This is a genomic window from Variovorax sp. LjRoot84 (assembly GCF_964254305.1).
Taxonomy (GTDB): Bacteria; Pseudomonadota; Gammaproteobacteria; order Burkholderiales; family Burkholderiaceae_C; genus Variovorax.
Map to the genome: position 1 here is coordinate 255,852 of NZ_CAXUTE020000002.1, position 20,601 is coordinate 276,452.

16 protein-coding genes are annotated in these 20,601 nt (G+C 62.7%); 10 read left to right on the forward strand and 6 right to left on the reverse strand.

Annotation, left to right across the window (positions count from 1 at the left end):
* Nucleotides 1–44 precede the first annotated feature (44 nt).
* From ACSQ9I_RS31915 to ACSQ9I_RS31935, 5 genes are all read right to left on the reverse strand, one after another.
* The gene (locus ACSQ9I_RS31915; protein WP_436316057.1) at nt 45–722 is read right to left on the reverse strand and encodes a Crp/Fnr family transcriptional regulator; all 678 of its coding nucleotides are present in this window, start codon (nt 720–722) and stop codon (nt 45–47) included.
* A 32-nt stretch (nt 723–754) separates the two neighbouring features.
* Nucleotides 755–2,932: a DUF6351 family protein gene (locus ACSQ9I_RS31920; protein WP_436316058.1), complete on the reverse strand. Its 2,178-nt coding sequence runs from the start codon at nt 2,930–2,932 to the stop codon at nt 755–757.
* 538 nt (nt 2,933–3,470) lie between these two features.
* Entirely contained in the window at nt 3,471–4,682 is a 1,212-nt protein-coding gene (locus ACSQ9I_RS31925; protein WP_436316059.1) for an NAD(P)/FAD-dependent oxidoreductase, read from the reverse strand.
* Nucleotides 4,683–4,814: 132 nt separating this feature from the next.
* Nucleotides 4,815–5,615: an alpha/beta fold hydrolase gene (locus ACSQ9I_RS31930; protein WP_436316060.1), complete on the reverse strand. Its 801-nt coding sequence runs from the start codon at nt 5,613–5,615 to the stop codon at nt 4,815–4,817.
* A 7-nt stretch (nt 5,616–5,622) separates the two neighbouring features.
* Nucleotides 5,623–6,600 carry a Bug family tripartite tricarboxylate transporter substrate binding protein gene (locus ACSQ9I_RS31935; RefSeq protein WP_436316061.1) on the reverse strand — a complete coding sequence of 326 codons (978 nt, stop codon included), beginning with the start codon at nt 6,598–6,600 and terminating at the stop codon, nt 5,623–5,625.
* A gap of 182 nt (nt 6,601–6,782) precedes the next feature.
* Between ACSQ9I_RS31935 and ACSQ9I_RS31940 the strand changes: the two genes are divergently transcribed.
* Nucleotides 6,783–7,664 carry a LysR family transcriptional regulator gene (locus ACSQ9I_RS31940; protein ID WP_436316062.1) on the forward strand — a complete coding sequence of 294 codons (882 nt, stop codon included), beginning with the start codon at nt 6,783–6,785 and terminating at the stop codon, nt 7,662–7,664.
* A 93-nt stretch (nt 7,665–7,757) separates the two neighbouring features.
* Here ACSQ9I_RS31940 and ACSQ9I_RS31945 read toward each other — a convergent pair whose 3' ends face one another.
* The gene (locus ACSQ9I_RS31945; RefSeq protein WP_436316063.1) at nt 7,758–8,699 is read right to left on the reverse strand and encodes a LysR family transcriptional regulator; all 942 of its coding nucleotides are present in this window, start codon (nt 8,697–8,699) and stop codon (nt 7,758–7,760) included.
* Nucleotides 8,700–8,888: 189 nt separating this feature from the next.
* Between ACSQ9I_RS31945 and ACSQ9I_RS31950 the strand changes: the two genes are divergently transcribed.
* From ACSQ9I_RS31950 to ACSQ9I_RS31990, 9 genes are read left to right on the forward strand one after another with little or no spacing between them, the layout of a single operon-like run.
* Nucleotides 8,889–12,440, forward strand: a complete 3,552-nt coding sequence (locus ACSQ9I_RS31950) for an indolepyruvate ferredoxin oxidoreductase family protein (RefSeq protein ID WP_436316064.1) — start codon at nt 8,889–8,891, stop codon at nt 12,438–12,440.
* 38 nt (nt 12,441–12,478) lie between these two features.
* Complete coding sequence (dctP, locus tag ACSQ9I_RS31955; RefSeq protein WP_436316065.1) at nt 12,479–13,450, forward strand: TRAP transporter substrate-binding protein DctP; 972 nt, start codon at nt 12,479–12,481, stop codon at nt 13,448–13,450.
* A gap of 5 nt (nt 13,451–13,455) precedes the next feature.
* On the forward strand, nt 13,456–14,028 hold the full coding sequence (locus ACSQ9I_RS31960; RefSeq protein ID WP_436316066.1) for a TRAP transporter small permease: 573 nt from the start codon (nt 13,456–13,458) through the stop codon (nt 14,026–14,028).
* Nucleotides 14,025–15,341, forward strand: a complete 1,317-nt coding sequence (locus ACSQ9I_RS31965; protein WP_436316067.1) for a TRAP transporter large permease — start codon at nt 14,025–14,027, stop codon at nt 15,339–15,341. Before ACSQ9I_RS31960 ends, ACSQ9I_RS31965 begins: the two co-directional genes overlap by 4 nt.
* Complete coding sequence (locus tag ACSQ9I_RS31970) at nt 15,338–17,002, forward strand: AMP-binding protein (protein ID WP_436316069.1); 1,665 nt, start codon at nt 15,338–15,340, stop codon at nt 17,000–17,002. Before ACSQ9I_RS31965 ends, ACSQ9I_RS31970 begins: the two co-directional genes overlap by 4 nt.
* Nucleotides 17,003–17,010: 8 nt before the next feature.
* Nucleotides 17,011–17,433, forward strand: coding sequence for an acyl-CoA thioesterase (locus ACSQ9I_RS31975; RefSeq protein WP_436316070.1), 423 nt, complete (start codon nt 17,011–17,013; stop codon nt 17,431–17,433).
* 44 nt (nt 17,434–17,477) lie between these two features.
* Nucleotides 17,478–18,611 carry an FAD-dependent monooxygenase gene (locus ACSQ9I_RS31980; protein WP_436316072.1) on the forward strand — a complete coding sequence of 378 codons (1,134 nt, stop codon included), beginning with the start codon at nt 17,478–17,480 and terminating at the stop codon, nt 18,609–18,611.
* Nucleotides 18,612–18,638: 27 nt separating this feature from the next.
* Entirely contained in the window at nt 18,639–19,685 is a 1,047-nt protein-coding gene (gene gtdA, locus ACSQ9I_RS31985; RefSeq protein WP_436316074.1) for a gentisate 1,2-dioxygenase, read from the forward strand.
* Nucleotides 19,686–19,716: 31 nt separating this feature from the next.
* Nucleotides 19,717–20,571, forward strand: a complete 855-nt coding sequence (locus ACSQ9I_RS31990; protein ID WP_436316076.1) for a fumarylacetoacetate hydrolase family protein — start codon at nt 19,717–19,719, stop codon at nt 20,569–20,571.
* Nucleotides 20,572–20,601 lie beyond the last annotated feature (30 nt).

Below are 20,601 nucleotides of genomic sequence, written 5' to 3' on the forward strand. Positions count from 1 at the left end.
TCCACGCGGCCGGCGAGCCGTGCGTTCGTGAACGCCGGCGGCGCCTATGAGCACCGTGCCAGGCGCTGCCTGTCCAGGACCACGATGAAGCCGTACCCTCTCTGGATCAAACCTGCAGTCTCGAGCTCGTTGAGAGCGGTGTTGACGCGCGATCGCGAGACGCCCACAAGCCAGCCGATCTCCTCCTGATTGATGCTCAGTGTGGCATCGGTATTGGGGTAGAGCACTGGATGAAACAGGCTGGAGATCCCACGTGCCACGCGCGCCGTAGGCTCCAGCATCCGGTCGAACTTCACCATCGCGATGAACTGCCCCAGCCTCTCGTTCAGGTGCGACATCATGAAGTGGTTGAACGGTATGCTCCGTTCCAGCAGCCACCCGAAGGTCTTCCTGGGCAGATGAACCGTCACGGTGGGCCGTGTGGCGATGATCTCGTACTTGCGATGCTCCGGCTTCAGCAGCGAGCCCTCTCCAATCCAGCCGCCGGGTGCAACTCCCGTGAACATGATGACTTTGCCGTCGGCCGTCGTGTCCTGCACCCGGAGGAAGCCCTCCATCACGCCGACCCAACTGTCGGCGATCTCGTTGCGCTGGCACACGTAGGCGTGCGCCTCATGCTTGCGGACGTAAAGGGCATCGAAGGCGGTTGCCTGTTCGGCCTGAGTCAGGGACCTCGGCCAGACGCACCGTTCAAAGAAGAGGTTCAGGTCTCTCGTGCTCATTCCTGTGATGGGGCGGTACGCCGCCGCTGTACTTAGAACCGCACCGATACCGGGGCGGCCGGGATGGCCTGTCCGCCGGGCCCTGCGCGGAACGTCGTCGGCGACCAGGCCGTCTGCCCGACGCCCGGCTTGCTCCAGTCGCAGACCCCATCCGTGAAAACGGTACGCAGCCGTGCTTGCTGGCCGGCAGTGAAGGCGATGCCGGCGTAATCCGGGGATGCGAAGTCGAGTGGTTTCAGCTGGCACTTGAAGATGTCTTCGGACAGCGGACCGCCGGACACGATCCGCGGGGACTCAAAGGGCTTGACCGGGCATGTGGCGCTGCCGAAGCCCACATCCACCAGGTCGGCATCCGTGACACCGTCGGTCGTTATGCAGAAATCCACTGCGTCTGCCGGCTTGTTCCGGATCACCTTCGTCTCCCTCGAGTCGGCAGACTTGTCGTTCTCGATCGCGGTGAGCCACCGGTCCATGGTCTGGAACGACTTTCGCACCAATGCTGTGCCAGAGTTCGTCTGGGACGCGAACATGACGTGGTTGGCGTGTCCGCCGTTTGCGGCGTCCAGCCGCGCGCGTTGAGAGTACGAGCGCCATTGCATGTGGATGTCGGCGCCGCGTGCCGGCCGCAGGTCGATGATCGGCACCTTGGCAAGGTTCCTGCCGTAACTGACAAGTCCGCTCTTGTAGAAAGTCACCATCGAGGTGGGCGAGACGCGGGCCCGCGGAGCCGGGATCGTCGGCGCCGCCGGATTGCCGCCGGACCATGCCATGTCGAAGTTGTAGCTGCCAACGCCTTCGTTCAACGCGACGAACTCCTCGGGCGTGATGGCGCCCGCCTTGAGCGCCTTCAGGCCGTACTGGATGCCTGCGTTGTCATAGGGCAGGTTGGGCTTGATGTTCCGGTCGGTATCCGTGATCGTGCCGATGATGGGGGTCAGCAGGTCATGCATGGAGCAGCGGACGCCGGTCGGCCGCAGGTTCGCGTCGTACACGATATCGGCCGGGAAACCGGGGAGGCAACTGCCGGCGCGTGTGGGATCCCCTGCGTTGTTCAAGCCAGCCCAGGTGCCGCAGTGCGCAGCCGTCGGATGCCCGTTGATTGCTGCCCGCGCGCTCTCGCTGATGCCCGAACCCGCCGCCGTCGCATAGAAATTGTTCAGCATGCCACAGTCGCGCGCTTCGATCCAGGTGGTCACCGCGTCCGGGAAGCTGCTGCCCGTCTGCAGTCCGTCGAGCAGGCCCGGCATGACCGAGGCGGGCACGGTCTGCATCATGGAGCCGCCGGAGCCGCCGTCGCTCATCGTGTAGCGCACCTCGCCGTAGGTGTCGATCAAATGTTCCTTGACCATCATGATGTTCTCGGTGGCGAGGACCTGGTTGTTGTTGTCGAGGTTATTGGTCAGCTGCGAGTTCACGGTGATGAAGCCGGCCCGCAGCGCGTTGTCGTCGAAGATCGAGCCGCCGGGCTGCTGCTGGAAACGGTTGCCGGAAGCCGCGGGCCCCATCTTCCATTGGACCTTGCCGTTCCAACCCTTCTGCGGTTCGAAGAGGGTCCATGGCTTGGCAGGATCGAACCAGGTGGCAATCTGGTACATGCCGCGTCCCATGGTGCCGAGCTCCACGCGCAGCAATGCCTTCACCGTGTCGCCCCGATCGTTCGTGATGTCCGCGATGTCGGGGTCCGCCGGCCGCGCCTTCGGATCGTAAGCCTGCAGGCAGGGGTTCGCCCCGGTGATCGTGAAGGTGCAGGCCGTGCCCTGCTTCGCCTTCGGCTGGTAGTAGTAGGTGAACTTCGTCGGCGCGTTGCAGTCGGCGTCGACGGGATCCGAATCGAGGCCGTTGGCGCGAGTCGTCGCCGTGCCCGAGAGGTTTGTTCCCGGCTGGGACACAAGCACCGTGGTGACGGTGCGCGTAGCGCAGACCCAGGGCTGGATCGGGATGCCGGCAAAGATGTTCCCCCCGCGCGCGAAGTTGGTGATCTTCAGGCGAGCTCCGGTGTTCTTCCCTTTGACCTGCGCAGTCAGCAGATTCTCTCCATCACGCAGGTCCGACACTACGCCCAGCACGCGGCCATCCGCCCTTTTTGCGAAAGACGCCGTTACCTCCGTTCCGTTGAGGTCCATGGAAACCTCGGTGGCGGCCATGCCCTCTGGCACCACCACCTCGACCAGTGCGTCGCCGTCGCTGATCATGTCGGCACGATTGGACAAGGTTCTCAGCACCAGGGTTCCGCTTGCCTCCGTTGGCGGGGCGACAACTCCGCCGCCACCTCCGCCGCCGCAGCTGGCGAGAAGGGCAGTGGAGAGGACGATTGCCGTGGCGGACCGAACTGGATTCCATATCTCTCTCATGGTTGTCTCCTGGTTGTGTGCTCATTGGCGTCCACAAGGTGGGCAGGCGCCCAATGCATTCGCGTCCCACGCCGGATGCCGGGGCAAAGGTCATCGTATGCACGCGCCCGAATGCTGTTTGTTCCAAGAACAACATTCGTCCGCTCGGAACGTCGGGAGTAACCCTAGACGGCGTCTCGAAGCCAGTGCGCGACAGCGGAATGCCTCAGCGGCCTAATGCATCAGGCGGTCGCGGCGCAGCGTCGGCAAAGGTGCACTTCCAGTTGCGCTGCTTCACCTCCGCCTGAACGCGGCCCATTGAAACCGAACTCCTCTACGAGGCCTCTACATCGCTTCGACTGCAGGGCTCAGCGGCCAACACGACAGCGCCGTGACAAACGTCTCCCGTTGCCGAGCCTCAAAGCATCTTGAGCGTGAATCCGGGCTCGCGTGCCTGAGCCGGCAGAACGCGGGTCTGCTTGGCGAGAAGCCTGCGCGCAAGCATGTGATCTGCCGGCCGATTCACTGATTCGACTGCGCACAGCACGCCGTCCGAAATACAGAGAACGGAGAAATGCCCGGCGGTCACATCACCGGTCAGCAGACGTTCATCAACGTCGCCGCGCAGTCCGGCGATCTGAAGCTTGAGGTTCCCTTGGTCGCTCCAGAACCACGGCACCGCCTCGTACGGAACCGCGGCATGTCCCGCGATGCGAGCCGCCGCCGCGCGCGCCTGATCGGTCGCGTTCTGGACTGATTCGAGCCTGACTCGCTGGCCACCATCGCGCCTCGGAAATGAGGCGACGTCACCGATGGCGGACACTTGCGGATCCGCGGTGCGCAACATGGCGTCCACGACAATTCCATTGTCGACCGCAAGACCAGCTTCTTTCGCGAGCTCGACCCGCGGAGTCGCACCAATACCAACAAGCACGATGTCCGCCGGAATTCGCTCCCCACTCGTCGTGACGACCGCGGCGACTTTTCCACCTTCTCCTTCGAGCCGTTCCACGCCGGTTTGCAACAGCAGCTTCGTGCCAAGCGCGCGATGCGCCTTGGCAAATGCAAGGGCGCATTCCGGAGACAACACTCGGGCCATCGGACGATCGGCGATATCCACGACAGTGACCTCGTGGCCGAGCAGCCGCGCTGAAGCAGCAAATTCGAGGCCGATGAAGCCCGCGCCAATCACGGCGACACTTTTGCAGCCCGCAAGCGCCGCGAGGAGCCGATCGGCATCATCCAGTGTTTGCAGGGGGAGCACGCCCGCTAGTTCCGCGCCCGGGACCGGAAGCTTCCGCGGTCGCGAACCGGTCGCGATGACCAGGTGGCCGTAGGGCAGGGACTCACCGTTGCCGAGTATGACCCGCTGCGCAACGCGGTCGATGCCTTCTGCGACGCCCGAGATGAGGGTGACGCGGTGCTCGCTGAAGAAGGCCTCTGCACGAAAGGCCAGATCGGCGGCGCACGCCTTGCCGAGCAGGTAGGCCTTGGAAAGAGGTGGGCGCTGATAGGGCAAGCCTCGTTCCTCGGAAACGAGGGACACGTTGCCCGCGAAGCCTTGCTGTCGCAAGGCGGCTGCGCATTGGAAGCCGGCGTGCCCGGCTCCGAGTATCACGACGCTCTGCATGGCTCTGCTACCTCGGTATGAGGGGGCCATGTTCTTCCGGATTTGCCCAAGCGTATGTCCCGCTGCGGGGGGACGCCGGTCCCCGAGGACATCACGGCCTCGCCGCTGGCCGTGGCATGGCCGCGTCAGCGGCTACCAATGATGTCGCCGGAGGAACTGCAACACGACGCTGTTGAACTCTTCGGGCTTCTCGAAATATGCGGAATGGCCAGCCTTGTCCAGTACAGCAACTTCGCTGCCATGGACGAGCGCCGCGACTTCACGCATGACCTCAGCGGGAACGATTGGGTCTTCGCTGCCAACCAGAAACAACGTCGGGCAGGTCACTGCCGAAAGCCGGCGAAGCGGCGTCAAATTGCGGGGCTCCATCAGGCTGCCCACTGCAGCATTCCAGGCGGCTGGCGGAATTGAGTAAGCGCTTGGGTTGAAACGATTGATCTGCGCATACAACGCTGCCTTCTCTGGGGCCCGTTCAAGAAACCATGCGCCGAGGGAGCGTTGCTCGATACTCACTGCTTTCATGGACGACAGGCGCTTCCTGGAGATGTCTATGAGGGCCGGGTGATCGACCGCCAAGCTGGTATCGCATGCAGCGAAGGCGCCAACGCGAGATGGCCGTTGGAGGGCAAGGGCAAGCCCAATCATTCCGCCCAGCGACTGGCCAATGAATGCAGCGCGCTCGACGTCAAGATGATCGAGGATCACTAGAACATCGGCAACAAACAGCTGCAGCGTGAACTCGTCAAGAGGTGCGACGGAGCGGCCAAAGCATCGGATGTCCATCGTGATGCACGTGTAATGCGCGCTGAACGCTGGCAACTGCTGCCACCATGTTGCGGCGTTCGACCCAGCGCCGTGGCAAAAAAGGAGTGCGGGGCCTGACCCGCACACTTCGAAGTAGATGTCGCGGCCGTGTGAGTTGACAAATGGCATCGGCAGGCTAGTTGGCTTTGATGTTCAAGCTGCGCACGAGCTGGCCCCACCGGGCCACATCGGATCGCACGAGGGCAGCGTACTGTTCAGGGGTCATGGGCAAGGCGGTCATGCCTTCTGCTTCAAGTTGCTTCGAGATTGCGGGCGTCGAAAGGGCCATCTGGAGCGCGCTGCTGACCTTTCGCACGATGGGCGCGGGCGTTCCCTTGGGCGCGGAAAGGCCAACCCACGAAGTGACGCTGAGCTGCGGGTATCCCAGCTCGGAGAACGTGGGAACGTCCGGGTACCGCGGGTCGCGCTTTTTGCTTGATGCCGCAAGAACTCGCAACTTTCCGCTTTGAACGAAGGGAAGCGACCCAGTGATGGGAAGCGCAGTCACCGACACTACGCCGCCGAGCACATCCTGCAGCGCAGGCGCTCCACCTTTGTATGGCACATGTGTGAGTGTCGTGCTCGTAGCTCGCTGGAGCATCTCCATGATCAAGTGCCCCGAGCTACCAGCACCCGAGCTCGCATAGTTCAGCTTTCCGGGTTCTCGCTTGGCGTGAGCGATCAAGTCTTGAAAAGAAGCGATTCCGGCATCGCTCCTGACCACAAGCCATTGGGCGCCTTCGCCAATCCCACCGATGTGCTCGAAATCACGTGCCACATCAAATGGCAGGTTGTCATAGAGGCTCGCCGCGATGGTGTTCAGCATGCCCGTCATGGTCAGCGTGTAGCCATCAGCGGGTGCGCTCGCTCCAGCCTGTGTGCCGACGATGTTGCCAGCGCTTGGCCGGTTCTCGATCACAACAGGCTGCTTGAGCAGGTCAGCCAGGCTTTGCGCCAATGGCCGCATGGTCCGGTCGAAGGGTCCACCGGCGGGAGCTGGGACGATCACCTTGATGGGCTTTTTGGGCCAGTCAGTCTCCTGGGCAGCAACGTGAGTGAGGCTGCAAGGGGCGATCAACAGGCCCATGGCCCGAAGCAGTTTTCTTCTTTGCAAGACCGTCTCCTTATGGTTCCCGATAACGCGTCGGTAGTTCAGGCCGCATCTTGTCGCGGCTCCCTATTGCGTTCAAATTCATAATGAAGGGTATCCATAGGAGACACCAATACATGAATGGGAAGCCGCCTGGTGCGTCAGCTCTTTTGAACCGGCTACTTACGCGGGGGAAGTTCAGGCATATGCAGGTTCTGCTCAAGCTGGCGGAGGTCGGAACAGTTCAAGGCACAGCGGAGGCAATCGGCATGTCCCAGCCCTCGGTCACCCAGGCGCTGGCGTATGTGGAGCGGCTGATCGGCGTCAAGCTGTTCGAGCGTCACGCCAAAGGGGTCAGACCAACCCCTGCGTGCTCAGACCTGCTGCCTGTGGCGCGCCACATTCTCCTCGGGGTCGCTGATTGCGCCGAGGCCATCACGGCGCGCCATAGCCGAGGACAGACTATCGTTCGGGTTGTTGCATCCGTCTCTGCGATGCACGGCCTGCTCGTCGGCACACTGTTGGAGTTCGGACGCAGCCATCCCACCGTTCAGGTGCATCTTACGGAGGCCGAAGGCGACGACCAGCTCTTGGCCATTGCGCGCGGTGAGGCAGATTTGGTTGCCTGCAGACGGCCGCCGCAATCACCCGAAGGGTGGGACTTCATGCCGCTACTCGATGATCGGTTGACGGTTGTGTGTCGCAGGAGCCACCCGTTGGCGACGACCAAACGTGTTACCTGGCAGCGACTGAAGTCGCAAACGTGGCTTCTTAGCCCGAGCGGAACCGCCGCGCGGGACCGCTTGGATTCATTGTTCGAAGACGCACAGGGCGAACTGAAGGCCTCTTCCATCATCACGCGGTCCCCGACGATGCTGTGGTGGATGCTGCGACACGAGAATGCGCTTGCATTTCTCCCGCGAAACTTTGTGAAGCCGCTCATCGACGCCAATGAGGTGGTAGAACTCGATGTGAGACCCGCAAGCCCCATGGAGTCGCTGGGCCTTCTTCTGCCTGACAGGGGCAGAACTCAAGCTGCGATGCAACTGTCTCGGCATCTGCAAGAGCACTTCAAAGCAAGTGGCTGAACATCGTCGAACGGTGTGAGAGACCCGTGTTCTTCTGAATTTGCTCAAACGTATGTCCCGCTGCGGGGGACGCCGGCAGCAGCCCACGGCAGATCACGAAGCCCGCTTCGAGGGCCGGACAGCATCGCTCTGGGTTCCGAAAAGACGAACAACAGATTCACGCAGCCACCGGATGGCGGGATCCGCATTGAATCTGGGATGCCAGAACTGCTTGACCGCGTATGGCTTGATGTGGATGGGTGGTTCGATCATGCGGAGGTTCTCCAGGCGCGTGTAGTAGTCCGCAATCGACCGAGGTACCGTCACGATCATGTCAGTTGTCGCAATGATCGCAGGCACCGTAAGGAAGTGAACGGATGCGAGTTGCACCCGACGCTGAAGTCCCATTTCCTTGAGCTTGGTTTCGAACAACTCGCCGCTGCGGCCCATCGGCGTCACCACGGCGTGCGACAGCTGCAGGAATTTTTTCATACTAATGCGCGACGACTTGACTTCGGGATGGTTGGCGCGTACCAGGCAAACGAGTGTGTGCATGAACAGCGTTTGCGCATAGAGCGCCGGCCGGTGCAGATTCGGGAAAAAGCCGAGGGCGAGGTCGCAGCGACCTTCCTCGAGGGCAGCTTCGATGTCCTGCCTCGGGAACGTCTCGCACCTCAGGTTGCAAAGAGGTGCCTCGCGCTCGAGGTAGGCCATCAGCGGCGGGGCAAAGTGCAGTTCACCGACGTCCGCCATGGTGACGACGAAGTCTCGCCTGGAGCTGGCTGGGTCGAACGCCTTGCGGTGAAGAACTGTCTCGTCGATGCCCGAAAGCGCTTCGACCGCGCATTCAACGACCTCGGTGCACCTGGGCGTGGGCAGCATCCCCGATGATGATCGTACGAACAGAGGGTCTCCGAGGCTCTTGCGGAGCCGGCCGAGGGCAAGGCTCGTTGCCGGTTGGCTGAGTCCCAAGTCCACCGAAGCCTTGGACACGCTCCGCCACCGGTGAAGGGCAACCAGCACACGCAGCAGGTTGAGGTCGAAGCGCGATGACATTTGCAAAGCAAATAACGGAATTAAGGCGGTGTTTATTGCCTAAATCTCGTCGCTGGTCAATCCTCCCGATCCTTGACAGCAACAGCACGGGCATCAGCCACCCGGCAGCCGGAGACAACACATGCAGATCCTGGGGATTCCGGGCGGCGACGCCGATTCGTATGCGGACTTCACCCGCGGAGTGAATCAATGACCCGCAGCCTGGATGCTCGCTTCGAATCGGATACGCCGATCGCATTCCTGAACGGGAATCACGCGCTGATCCGCATGATGGTGGAGCAGATGCGCTCCGACGCTGCAGCCGGCTTGCGCACCAAGGCCTTCGTCACTGGTTATCCCGGCTCCCCTTTAGGAAGTATCGACATCGCATTGCGCCAGGCGCGGCGAACCCTCGATGCGCATGGAATCACGCATCAGCCTGCGCAGAATGAAGAGTTTGCCGTCTCGATGCTGAGCGGCACGCAGATGCTGGACGAGCACCCGCACCCGGACGTGGACGGCGTGGTGGGCTACTGGTATGGAAAGGGCCCAGGGCTGGATCGTTCGGGCGACGTTCTCAAGCATGCGAACTTCGCGGGTACGAGCCGTCATGGGGCCGCCGTCATTCTGAGCGGTGAGGACCATGAGGCAAAGAGCTCCACGGTGCCGTACCAGCAGGATTTCTCCTTCGAGCACCACGGCATGCCGGTGTTGTATCCATCCTGCGTGCAGGAGTTTCTGGACTACGGCCTGCATGCTGCGGCGCTGTCGCGGTACTCCGGCTGCTGGGTGGCCCTGAAGCTCGTTGGCACGCTATGTGACGGGGGCGAGGTGGTGCAACTGCACCCTGCAGGGATCACGACCCGAACGCCGGATCTGCAGATCGCTGGCAAGCCTTTCGCCAAACTCGCCAATCACCGCTTCTTTCCGGTCACCAATGTGGAGACGGAGCGGCGCCTCTACGACGAGCGCCATGCCGCTGTCCTGGCTTACTCGCGGGCGAATGGGCTCAACCGGATCGTGCGATCGTCACCGGGCGATCGGATTGGAATCCTCAGCGCGGGCAAGAGTTGGGCGGACACCATGCAGGCCCTCGAGGATCTCGGGCTCGACGCGCGAGCTCTCGAAGCGAGCGGCATCCGGCTGGCCAAGGTCGGACTGCTTTGCCCCTCCGACGGCGCGTTCTTTCGCGAGTTCGCCGACGGCCTCGAAACGGTGGTCGTGGTCGAAGAGAAGCGGGACTTTCTAGAAAGGCAGGTCGCTGCAGGGATCGTCGGAACTAGCGTCCGTGCACTGCTCGGAAAACAAGACGCGGACGGAACCCGCCTCTTCCCCGTCGAAGGCGGCATGACCAGCGACATGGTGGCCGAACGGCTGGGGCGGGTGCTGGCTCGAAGCTTCACCTTGCCAGAGCGGGGCCGCGAGCGCGTTCGATACCTGCAGCAGAAGACCGTGCAGCGCAGCCCCGCCTTGCCCGGGCGTGCACCGAACTATTGCTCGGGCTGCCCCCACAACATTTCGACGCTGCTCGCGCCAGGCCAGATGGCATGGGGGGCGCCAGGCTGTCACCTGTTCGCGGCACTCATGGACAAGCCGCAAAAGCGCGTCGAAGCCACGACGCCCTTGGGTGGCGAAGGGGTGCCCTGGCTGGGACTCGCCCCGTATACGAGCCGCCCCCACATAGTCCAGAACGTTGGCGACGGCGCCTTGTTTCACTCCAGCTACCAGAACATCCGCTTTGCGATCACCACGGGGGCGAACATGACGTTCAAGCTGCTGATCAACGGTGTTCTCGCGAACACCGGCGGGCAGGAAGCGGTGGGCGCAAGCGCGATCGCGGATCTGGCCAGCCGTCTGTTGCAGGACGGCGCGTCCCGCGTGGTCCTGGTCTCGAAAGAGCCTGGTCAGTACGCGAAAGTGCAGCTTCCCGCCGGCCTGGTGCGTCGTTCGCCCGACGAGCTCGAACAATCTATGAAGGAGCTCTCGGAGACTCAGGGCGTCACCATCCTGATCTACGACGGGGCCTGTGCGAACGAACGGCGCCGACGCCAGAAGCGGGGGCTGCTGCCCGCGCCCGCAGTGTTCACGTTTGTGAACGAAGAAGTGTGCGAGAACTGCGGCGACTGCGGCGCCAAGGCGAATTGCATGTCGCTGCAGAAGGTACCGACGGAGTTTGGTGCCAAGACACAGATTCACCAGTCCACGTGCAACCAGGATCAGGCCTGCATCCAGGGGGAATGCCCTTCTTTCGTCACGGTCGAAGTCGAGCCTGGAAAGGGGCTTCGAAAGCCGGGGCTGCCCTCCATCGACCCAACGGGAATTCCGGAGATCGAGCCGGAAGCCTTGCAGGCGCCGTACCACGTGTACATCCCGGGTCTCGGCGGATCCGGCGTCCTGACGGCCAGCGCCATCCTCGCACAGGCGGCCGCCATGCAGGGTCTGCAGGTCAAGACCTATGACCAGACCGGAGCGTCCCAGAAGTGGGGCGCCGTGCTCTCCAGCCTCATTCTTGCTCCCGCGGACCGGCCGCCGCACACGAACAAGGTCGGCATCGGCAAAGCGGATCTGTACCTGGCGCTCGATCTCCTGGCGGCGGTGGACGTGAGCAATCTGAAGTGCTGCGATGCCGAACGCACGCGGTCCGTCATCAACGCCGGCGTGTTCCCGAATGGAGAGGTCATCAGGGACTCCCGCAAGACTCTTCCGACGCAGGAGTTGTGCGATACCGTCGCCGCCGCCGTTCGGGAAGACGGCGCCTTGACGCTGGATGCCCAGCGCATCGCCGAGGCGCTGTTCGGCGACTACATGATGACCAACATGGTGGCTATCGGTGCTGCCTACCAGGCGGGCTGGCTGCCGATCCGCGCGGAATGGATCGAGGCCGCCATCGCGCTGAACGGCACTCAGGTGGACGCGAACACCACGGCCTTCCGTGCGGGACGGCTGTGGGTGCACGCGCCGGAGCAAATCCAGGCGTTGGGCATGCTCAGGCTGCAACCGCTCGCGGACCGCACGGAGCGGCTGCGTGCCCTCCGTAGCGAGGGCAGGCTGGGCGAACTGGTCGCCTTCGAGCCGCAATTGGCAAAGCTCCCCGCGCAGCTTCGTGACCGTGTGCTGCTGCGTGCTGTGGATCTGGCGGACTACCAGAACATTGCGTATGCGGTCCGCTATCTGGAGCGGGTGACGTCCTCAGTCAAGGCCGAGGCAGCCGCCCGCGGAGAGCGGCACGCCTATGAGGTGACCGCGGCTGTTGCCGACAGCCTGCACAAGATGATGGCGTACAAGGACGAGTACGAAGTGGCCCGCCTACTCACCAAGTCAGGCTTCGAGAAACGAGTGGCCGACATGTTCTCCGGGAACGTCCGCCTGAAATACAACTTGCAGCCGCCTCTCGCACGCACGCTGGGCCTGAAGGGAAAGGTGCGCGTCGGCAGATGGATGCATCCCGTGCTGAAAGCCCTCGCCGCGCTGAAGGTCCTTCGTGGGACTGCGCTGGATCCGTTCGGTGCAATGGAGTCTCGACGGGAGGAGCGAGCCCTTCTCGCCTGGTACGAGGGGGTGCTGGTTGAAGGCCTGCGGCTGCTCGACCGGCGCAACGCCGCAGAGGTCGCCGAGCTGCTGCGGCTGCCCCAGAGCATTCGCGGCTACGAGTCCGTGAAATCTGCGGCTGCCGCCGACGCAAAGGTCCAAGCGCAGCGCTTTCTGTCTGAGTTGAGTCGGCCTCGAAAGATCGAGATTACTCCGGTTGCGCTGGCGGCCTGACCCACGTTCGTAGTTCTACAAATCACAACGGAGACATCATGACCAACACCTTCAAGCGCCTGGCGGCAAGCGCCGCCTGGGGCCTCCTGGCCATCTCGGCGGCGGCACAGGAAGCTCAAATTCGGCTGGTAACGGCATTCCCTGAGAACACGGCCTTTTCGCAGGAAGTGGTGAAGTGGAGCGAGCGGGTGAACGCGCAGGGAAAAGGCCTTGTCAAGATTAACTTCATCGGCGGCCCGCGGGCGGTCCCGACCTTCGAGATCGGCAATGCGGTGAAGAGCGGAGTCGTCGACATGGCCCTTAGCCCTGGCGCGTTCTACACGAATGTGTTCCCCGAGGCAGACATGCTCAAGATGGCGCAGATCCCAGTGGCCGAGCAGCGCAAGAACGGCGCCGTTGAGTACATCAACATGGTCTGGAACGAGAAGGGGAACATGCAGTATCTCGCCCGGATGGTCGAGGGTTACCCATTCCACATCTTCTTGACGAAGAAGGTCGACAAGCTGGATCTCACCGGCAAGAAGATCCGCGTATCCCCGGCCATTCGGCCGGCTGTGCAGACGCTGAACGGCAACGTGATCAACATCCCGCCGGGCGAGATCTACACCGCGCTGGAACGCAGTGTGATCGACGGGTACGGCTGGTCGGTCGGCGGCATCTTCGATCTGAACCTCGCGGGTCACACGAAGTTTCGCATCGATCCCGGCTTCTATGACGCTGACGTGTCGCTGATCATGAACCTGGACAAGTGGAGGGCCATGACGCCGCAGCAGCGTGATTTCATCCAGAAGATGGCCATGGAGGTGGAGGCCAACACTGCCTACTGGCGCAAGGAGGGCGAGGACGAGAAGAAAAAGCAGAATGCTTCGGGCATCCAGCCGCTGACCTTCAGCGCAACGGACACCGCGAAGTACCTGGACGCCGTGTACGAAGCGGGCTGGGCCGACCTCATCAAGACCAGCCCGGTGCATGGACCGAAGCTGCGCGCACTGCTGTCCAAGAAGCCGTGACCAGCATGGCGCACCAACAAGCCTTTGCCGCGGCAGCTGGAGGCCACACCACGGAAGCCGTGGAGGCGGCCCTCGGGCGCCTTTACGAGCTCATGATGTTGCTGGCCTGCCTACTGCTGCTCGTCATGGTGAGCTCTATCACGCTCGATGTGCTGTTGCGGAACGTGGAGATCCCCGGCCTGCCTCGCGGATTTCCCGCCTCCAACGACATCTCCGAGTACGCCTTGTACTTCTGCACTTTATTGGGCGCCCCTTGGTTGCTGCGGGCAGGCCAGCACATTCGCGTCGACATCGTGCTGCGCGCAATTCCGCCCAGGCTTGCCTATGGCTGTGAGTGGCTGTCGGACGTCATGGCCCTTGGGGGTTGTGTCGTGCTGACATGGATGGGCGTTGTCATGGCCTTCAAGAGTTATGCAAGCGGCGCGATCCAGATCAAGAGCATCGTCATTCCGGAATGGTGGGTGATGGCGCCGCTTCCAATTGTGTTTGCGCTGCTCGCCATTGAGTTTGCATTTCGCATGCGGCGGCTGGCGCATGGTCCTAAGGAGCCGCGTTCCGACGCGGTGTCTGCAGCATGAGTGCCTGGATCCTTCCTGCGTGGCTGCTCCTTGGCGGGTCCACGCTCCTTCTCTTCGTCGGCCTGCCGGTGGCGTTCGCCTTCCTGGTAACCAACCTGGTCGGTGCCTGGATCTATCTGGGGGGTGAGGCTGGATTGGGGCAGCTGGTGCGAAACAGCGTCGTTGCGGTGACCAGCTTCTCACTGACGCCGATCCCTCTGTTCATTCTCATGGGCGAGATCCTTTTCCACACCGGCTTGGCCGTGAAGGTGATCGAAGGCGTCGAGCGGCTGATCACGGGAGTGCCGGGCCGGCTGGCGGTCGTGGCAGTTGTTGCCGGAACCGTGTTCTCCGCGATCTCTGGATCGACGATTGCCACCACAGCCATGTTGGGCTCCCTCATGGTGCCCGTCATGTTGCAGCGGGGATACCACCCGACCATGGCCACCGGCCCCATCATGGCGATCGGCGCCGTGGACATGCTGATCCCTCCGAGCGCGCTTTCCGTGCTCCTGGGCAGCCTCGCTAACATCTCGATCTCAGGGCTGCTGATTGGCGGGATCGTCCCCGGTCTCCTGCTTTCGATCGGATTCGTTGCCTGGATCGTGCTGCGCTCTGCAATGAATCCTTCCCTGGCACCGGCAACTGAATTCAAGCACTTCCACGGGTGGGAACGATTCAAGCCGTTCTTCAAGTACGTGCTGCCGCTGCTCTCGATCTTTGGAGTGGTCGTCGGTGCCATGGTGGCGGGTTGGTCCACGCCGACCGAGAGCGCGGCCCTGGGCGTGGTCGCGACCTTGGTCATCGCCATCGCTTACCGAGCGCTGTCCGTGGAAGCGTTGATGAAGTCACTGCGTGGAACGATCGGGATCTCGGGGATGATTCTGTTGATCATCATGGGCGCGACCACTTTCGCGCAGATTCTCACCTTCTCCGGCGCCTCCAATGGCATCGTCGAGGCGATCACCGGCACAGGACTTGGACCGATGGCGATCATCGCCGGGATGATGCTGATCCTGATCTTCCTGGGCATCTTCGTCGACCAGGTGAGCATGATGCTCATCACGATCCCCATCTTCATGCCGATCGTCCAGAAGCTCGGGGTCGACCCGATCTGGTTCGGAATCATGTTCCTCATGTGCATGCAGATGGGCCTGCTGCTGCCTCCGCACGGCCTGCTTCTGATGACCATGAAGGGCGTCGCTCCGTCGAGCGTGAGCATGGCCCACATCTTCCGGGCAGTCGTGCCCTACGTGGCGATGAGCGTGCTGCTGCTCGCCGCCATGTTCTTCTTCCCACCCTTAGCCACCTGGCTGCCAGGAATCATGAAATGAGCGGAATCGAAACCCGCCCCCGACTGCCTCTCCCTGGGGTCGTCTACACGCCTCCGGCGCAGGCCGAGCGATACCTTCGGGAAGGCGCTTGGCGGCCGACCACAATTGGGAACGCGCTGCAGCAGGTGGCCCGCGAGAATCCGCAGAGAACCGCCTACGTCTGCGATGACCGCCGCATCAGCTTTGCCGAAGTGGACGAGAAGAGCTCGCGACTGGCCGCAGGGCTGCGTATCCTGGGGCTCCGGCCTGGAGATCGGGCGATCTTCCAGATGGGAACGGGTATCGAAACGGCGCTGGCGCTCTTCGGCTGCTTCAAGGCAGGCGTCCTGCCGGTATGCACGATCCCGCAATACCGCTCGATGGAAATCTCCGCCTTGGCCCATGCGACGCGACCCAGCGCGTTCTTCGTGCAGGCCGACGTTTCGCCCAACTTCGACCAGGTGGGCTTCGCCGCCGAGATGGCTGACGCGCACCACATGCCGCACCTGCTGGTCGGCGGGGGCGATACTGGCTCGCCCGGGCGCAGCATCGAATCGCTGATCGCGCAACATCCATCGGAGTCGCCGCAGGAGGAGTGGAACTATTGCGATGTTGCGGCTCTGCAGCTGTCCGGTGGTTCTACGGGCGTGCCCAAGGTCATTCCCCGGTACCACGGCGAATACCTCGCGCACACCAGGGCATGGTGCGACCACTTCGGGTGCGAGGATGGTGACGTGGGGATCTGGGCGCTCCCCATGCTGCACAACGCCGGGATGATGTTTTCGCTGCTGCGTTCCGTGCTCTATGGCGCCACGACCGTGCTGATGCCGAAATGGGATGTCGCCCGCTTCTTTGCGCTGCTGGAACGCGAGCGCGTTCAGCACGCCTTCACGATCGGGCCGCATGCGCCCTCGATTGCCGGATATCCGGGCGCAGCGAATCATGACCTTTCCTCACTGCAGCTCACGCTGACGCTCATTGGCGCGGAGCCGATCGAGCGCGGCACAGCACGCCCTGCGACGAACATGTACGGCATCACCGAGGGCCTGGTGCTTGCCGGCGCACCGCAGTTCCCGCCAGCCATCCGGCACGGCTCGATCGGAACGGTTTGCTGGGAGCACGACGAGGTTCGCGTTCTGGAGCCCGGCACGGAGACGGAGGTTCCTTTCGGCGAATCCGGGGAGCTGTGCTTCCGCGGCCCGTCGTCGCTGCGTGGCTACTACGCCGCCCCCGAAATCACGGCCGCATCCGTGACGTCCGACGGGTTCTTCCGGACTGCAGACATGGTCCGCGCCATCCGTGAAGGCCCGCTGACCATCTACCACTTCGAAGGCCGCATGCGCGACAACATCAATCGCGGCGGCGAGAAGTTCGGCACGGAGGACATCGAGCTGCTGCTCGCGCGGCATCCGCAGATCGCGGACGGAAAAGTTGTCGCCATGCCAGACCCGATCTACGGCGAAAAGGCATGCGCGTACCTGATCCCACGCAACAGTGCTGCCCTCCCGTCTGTGCCGGAGCTTGCGGCATTTCTCGTTTCGCACGGGCTCGCCAAGTACAAGTGCCCCGAGCATATCGAGGCGGTCACCACCTTCCCGATCACGCGTGTGGGAAAACTCGATCGGCAGCAGATGCGCCAGGCGATCGCCGAGAAGCTTGCAGGCGAGACCCGGGGGAGGTAAGCAGTTTCATGCGCCACTACTCCTATGACCGCCGCTTGAACTGGAGCGAATGTGATCCGGGCGGGATTATTTTCTTCCCGCACTACGCTCGATGGATGGTTGACGGGCTGAACGAGATGTTCCTCAGCCTCGGGATCGATCCGAACGCGCCGACGGGTGGCAACGCATTGGGCGGCCTGCCTGTCCTCGGCCTTTCAATGAAGTTCGTGAGCGCGCCCGCTCTGCACGAAACCGTTACCCACCAGATCACCGTGATGAAGGTCGGTGGCAAATCGATGGCTTTCCAGCATCGGTTCTTGAGCGGCAACAAGTTGCTGATGGAGGCGGAAGAGACGCGCGTGTGGGCGGAGCACCCGCTCGGCAACCCACGCGCGCTGCGCACCCTGCAAGTCCCAGAGCACGTGCGTGCCTTGCTGCAGGAAGCCGTCTGAGAGGCCGGGCAAAGGGACAACCAAATGAACAAGGGAAACGAAAGATGAAGGTCAAGATCCTCGGTGGAGGTCCGGCGGGCCTGTACGCCGCCTACCGTATCAGGTGCGAACTGCCCGATGCTGAAGTGACGGTCTACGAGCAGAACGACTCACGGACGACCTTTGGCTTCGGCGTGGTGTTTTCTGACAAGGCGCTGGAGTTCCTCGGCGCGGAAGATTCGGAGACGCTGCCTCTTATCACTGCGGGCCTCGAGAAGTGGAGCGATATCGAGCTGCGCGTGCACGGCGAACGTATCCGAATCGATGGGGTCGGGTTCACCGCCATCGCACGGTTGCGCCTGCTCGAGATCTTGCGCCAGCGCGCGCTATCCGTAGGGGCGGACCTCATCAACAGCCACTTGGTGCGCGACCTGGCAGAACTGGAGGGCGCCGACCTGGTGATCGGCGCCGATGGGGTTAATTCCTTGGTCCGCAAGACTCATGAGGCGGAGTTCGGCACGGAGGTCACGCTCTTGAACAACCGGTTCGCGTGGTTCGGCGCAACGCGCCCTTTTGAATACCTCACGCAGACGTTCAAGGAGCTCGCACAGGGCAGCATCAATGCGCACCACTACCGCTACACCCCTTCAATGAGCACCTTTCTGGTGGAGGTGAATGCCCGTACCTTCGAGCGCGTGGGCTTCGACCGCATGACGGAAGACGAGTCCCGGGCGTACTGTGAAGAGGTCTTTTCCGAGGAGCTCGACGGCGCCAAGCTGGTGACCAACAAGTCGTTGTGGCGCCGCTTCCCAGTGATAAGCAACAAGCGCTGGTGCGTCGGCAATCGGGTGCTGGTCGGTGATGCGCTCCGTACCGCCCACTTTTCGATCGGCTCTGGAACGCGGCTGGCGCTCGAAGATGTCCAGGCACTCGCACATGCGCTGGCCAACCACCCGCGCAACGTCCAGGATGCACTCGCTGAGTTCGAGGCACAGCGGCGTCCCATCGTGGACAAGCTGGCGGCCGCGGCAACCCGCAGCGCGACCTGGTACGACAGCTTTGCGGAGCACTTGAAGTTGCCCGCCTGGGAATTTGCCATGAACTACATCAGCCGGTCAGGGCGGATCGACACCGAACGTCTCAGGGCCATGTCACCGCACTTCGTGGCGGGGTACGAGGCTTGGCGGAAGGCAGCGTAAACAGGGACGTCAACTGAGGAAATCAAGATGAATGACAGTGGAATGTTGCAAGCCGATAACGCGGCACGAGAGCGCTACTACGACGAAATTCGGCCGTTGAACCTCGCTCCGCTATGGAGCGTGCTGAAAGGCCTTGTCCCCGCCCAGCCTGTGCCCGCGGCCAAGCCATGCAAGTGGGCTTGGGACGAGGTGTATCCGCAACTCCTGCGCTCAGGCGGGCTCATCTCTGCGGAGGAGGCCGAGCGCAGGGTCCTGGTGCTGGAGAATCCTGGCTTGCCGGGCAAGTCAAAGATCACCGACACGCTCTATGGAGGGCTGCAGTTGATCCTGCCCGGCGAGACGGCGCCGGCGCACCGGCATACCCAGTCGGCGCTGCGGTTTGTCCTTCACGGATCCGGCGCGTACACCGCAGTCGATGGTGAAAAGACACCGATGCAGCGCGGCGATTTCATCATCACGCCGCATTGGACCTGGCATGACCACGGGCACGAAGGCAGCGAGCCCGTTGTGTGGCTTGACGGGCTGGACGTTCCGCTCGTCTCGTTCCTGCGAGCTGGCTTTCGTGAGGAATACACGCAGAAGGCGCAGACCACATCCCAGGCTGCAGGCGAGAGCGCGACGCGCTTTGGCTCTGGCTTGCTTCCGCTGGACTATGTTCCTCACGGACTCACCTCGCCGCTGTTCAGCTACCCCTACGCGCGCTCGCGCGAAGCCATCGAGGTGCAGGCGCGATCGGCGCCGCCCGACCCGCACCTGGGTGTATGCCTGCGCTATGTAAACCCGCTCACGGGGGGCTGGACGATGCCGACGATCGGCACGGTGCTGCGGTACTACCCCCAAGGTTTCACGACAAGGCCTTACCGCTCGACCGACAGCACTGTCCTTGTCGGCCTCGAAGGCGAGGCTGAAATCCGGGTGGCCGGGACGACCATGCGGATCGGCCCGAATGACATCGCCGTCGTACCAGGCTGGAGCGAGTGGACCGTCGCGGCGCAGCAGGACACTGTTGTCTTCAGTTACTCGGATCGCCCCGTGCACGAGAAGCTCGGGCTCTTGCGCGAACTCCGCGGCTGAGCAAGCTGCTTCACCTTGAAGAACCTGTTCCATGAAACTCTGCCTATTTAACGACAACAGGATCGGCATCGCCGATGAGGAGGAAGTCGTCGACGTCACGGAAGCGTTCGCGGCTGTCCCGAAGCCCACTTGGCCGTACCCGCAGTCCGACTGGGTGATCCAGCATTTCGACGATGTGCGCGCCAAGGTCGAGGAGTTGGTTCAAACCAGCGCGCGCGTCCCCTTGTCGGAGGTGAAATTGCGCGCCCCGGTCGCTAACCCGGGCAAGATCATCGGCGCGCCGATCAATTACAAGGACCACATCGCGGAGGCGAACGCTGACACACAGATCAACCATGGCAAGACGTTCACCGAGCTGGACCAGTTTGGCCTGTTCTTGAAGGCGAATAGTTCGCTGATCGGCTGCAGCGAGGAAATTAGGATTCCTTTCGCTGACCGCCGCACGGACCATGAGGTTGAACTCGCGGTCGTCATTGGCCGTAAGGCCAAACGCGTGCCTCGGGAGGAGGCACTGGACTACGTGTTCGGCTACACGATCGGCCTAGACATGACCGTGCGTGGCCCGGAGTTCCCGACGTTTCGCAAGTCCCCCGACACTTTTTGCGTGCTCGGGCCGTGGATTGTCACGAAGGACGAGATCGCCGACCCGAACGTGCTGGATTTGAGCATTCGCGTGAACCAGGAGGTGAAGCAGGCCTCGAACACGAAGTACCTGATCTTTGACGTGCAGCGCCTTATTGAGTACGCCTCGGCCATCTATACGCTCAACCCGGGGGACGTGATCATGACCGGCACGCCGGCGGGGGTAGGGCCGGTCGTGCCCGGCGACGTTCTGGAGGCCCTTATTCCGGAAATAGGGGCCATGACCGTGCGCGTTGCGCGTTGAAACGGTCGGCACGTTGCGGTCGCCCTTGTG

Bases quoted from the DNA above. Each gene is read 5' to 3' on its own strand.
- ACSQ9I_RS31915 (WP_436316057.1), bottom strand. From the start codon at position 722: ATGAGCACGAGAGACCTGAACCTCTTCTTTGAACGGTGCGTCTGGCCG.
- ACSQ9I_RS31925 (WP_436316059.1), bottom strand. From the start codon at position 4,682: ATGCAGAGCGTCGTGATACTCGGAGCCGGGCACGCCGGCTTCCAATGC.
- ACSQ9I_RS31930 (WP_436316060.1), bottom strand. From the start codon at position 5,615: ATGCCATTTGTCAACTCACACGGCCGCGACATCTACTTCGAAGTGTGC.
- ACSQ9I_RS31940 (WP_436316062.1), top strand. From the start codon at position 6,783: ATGCAGGTTCTGCTCAAGCTGGCGGAGGTCGGAACAGTTCAAGGCACA.
- ACSQ9I_RS31945 (WP_436316063.1), bottom strand. From the start codon at position 8,699: ATGTCATCGCGCTTCGACCTCAACCTGCTGCGTGTGCTGGTTGCCCTT.
- ACSQ9I_RS31950 (WP_436316064.1), top strand. From the start codon at position 8,889: ATGACCCGCAGCCTGGATGCTCGCTTCGAATCGGATACGCCGATCGCA.
- dctP (WP_436316065.1), top strand. From the start codon at position 12,479: ATGACCAACACCTTCAAGCGCCTGGCGGCAAGCGCCGCCTGGGGCCTC.
- ACSQ9I_RS31960 (WP_436316066.1), top strand. From the start codon at position 13,456: ATGGCGCACCAACAAGCCTTTGCCGCGGCAGCTGGAGGCCACACCACG.
- ACSQ9I_RS31965 (WP_436316067.1), top strand. From the start codon at position 14,025: ATGAGTGCCTGGATCCTTCCTGCGTGGCTGCTCCTTGGCGGGTCCACG.
- ACSQ9I_RS31970 (WP_436316069.1), top strand. From the start codon at position 15,338: ATGAGCGGAATCGAAACCCGCCCCCGACTGCCTCTCCCTGGGGTCGTC.
- ACSQ9I_RS31975 (WP_436316070.1), top strand. From the start codon at position 17,011: ATGCGCCACTACTCCTATGACCGCCGCTTGAACTGGAGCGAATGTGAT.
- ACSQ9I_RS31980 (WP_436316072.1), top strand. From the start codon at position 17,478: ATGAAGGTCAAGATCCTCGGTGGAGGTCCGGCGGGCCTGTACGCCGCC.
- gtdA (WP_436316074.1), top strand. From the start codon at position 18,639: ATGAATGACAGTGGAATGTTGCAAGCCGATAACGCGGCACGAGAGCGC.
- ACSQ9I_RS31990 (WP_436316076.1), top strand. From the start codon at position 19,717: ATGAAACTCTGCCTATTTAACGACAACAGGATCGGCATCGCCGATGAG.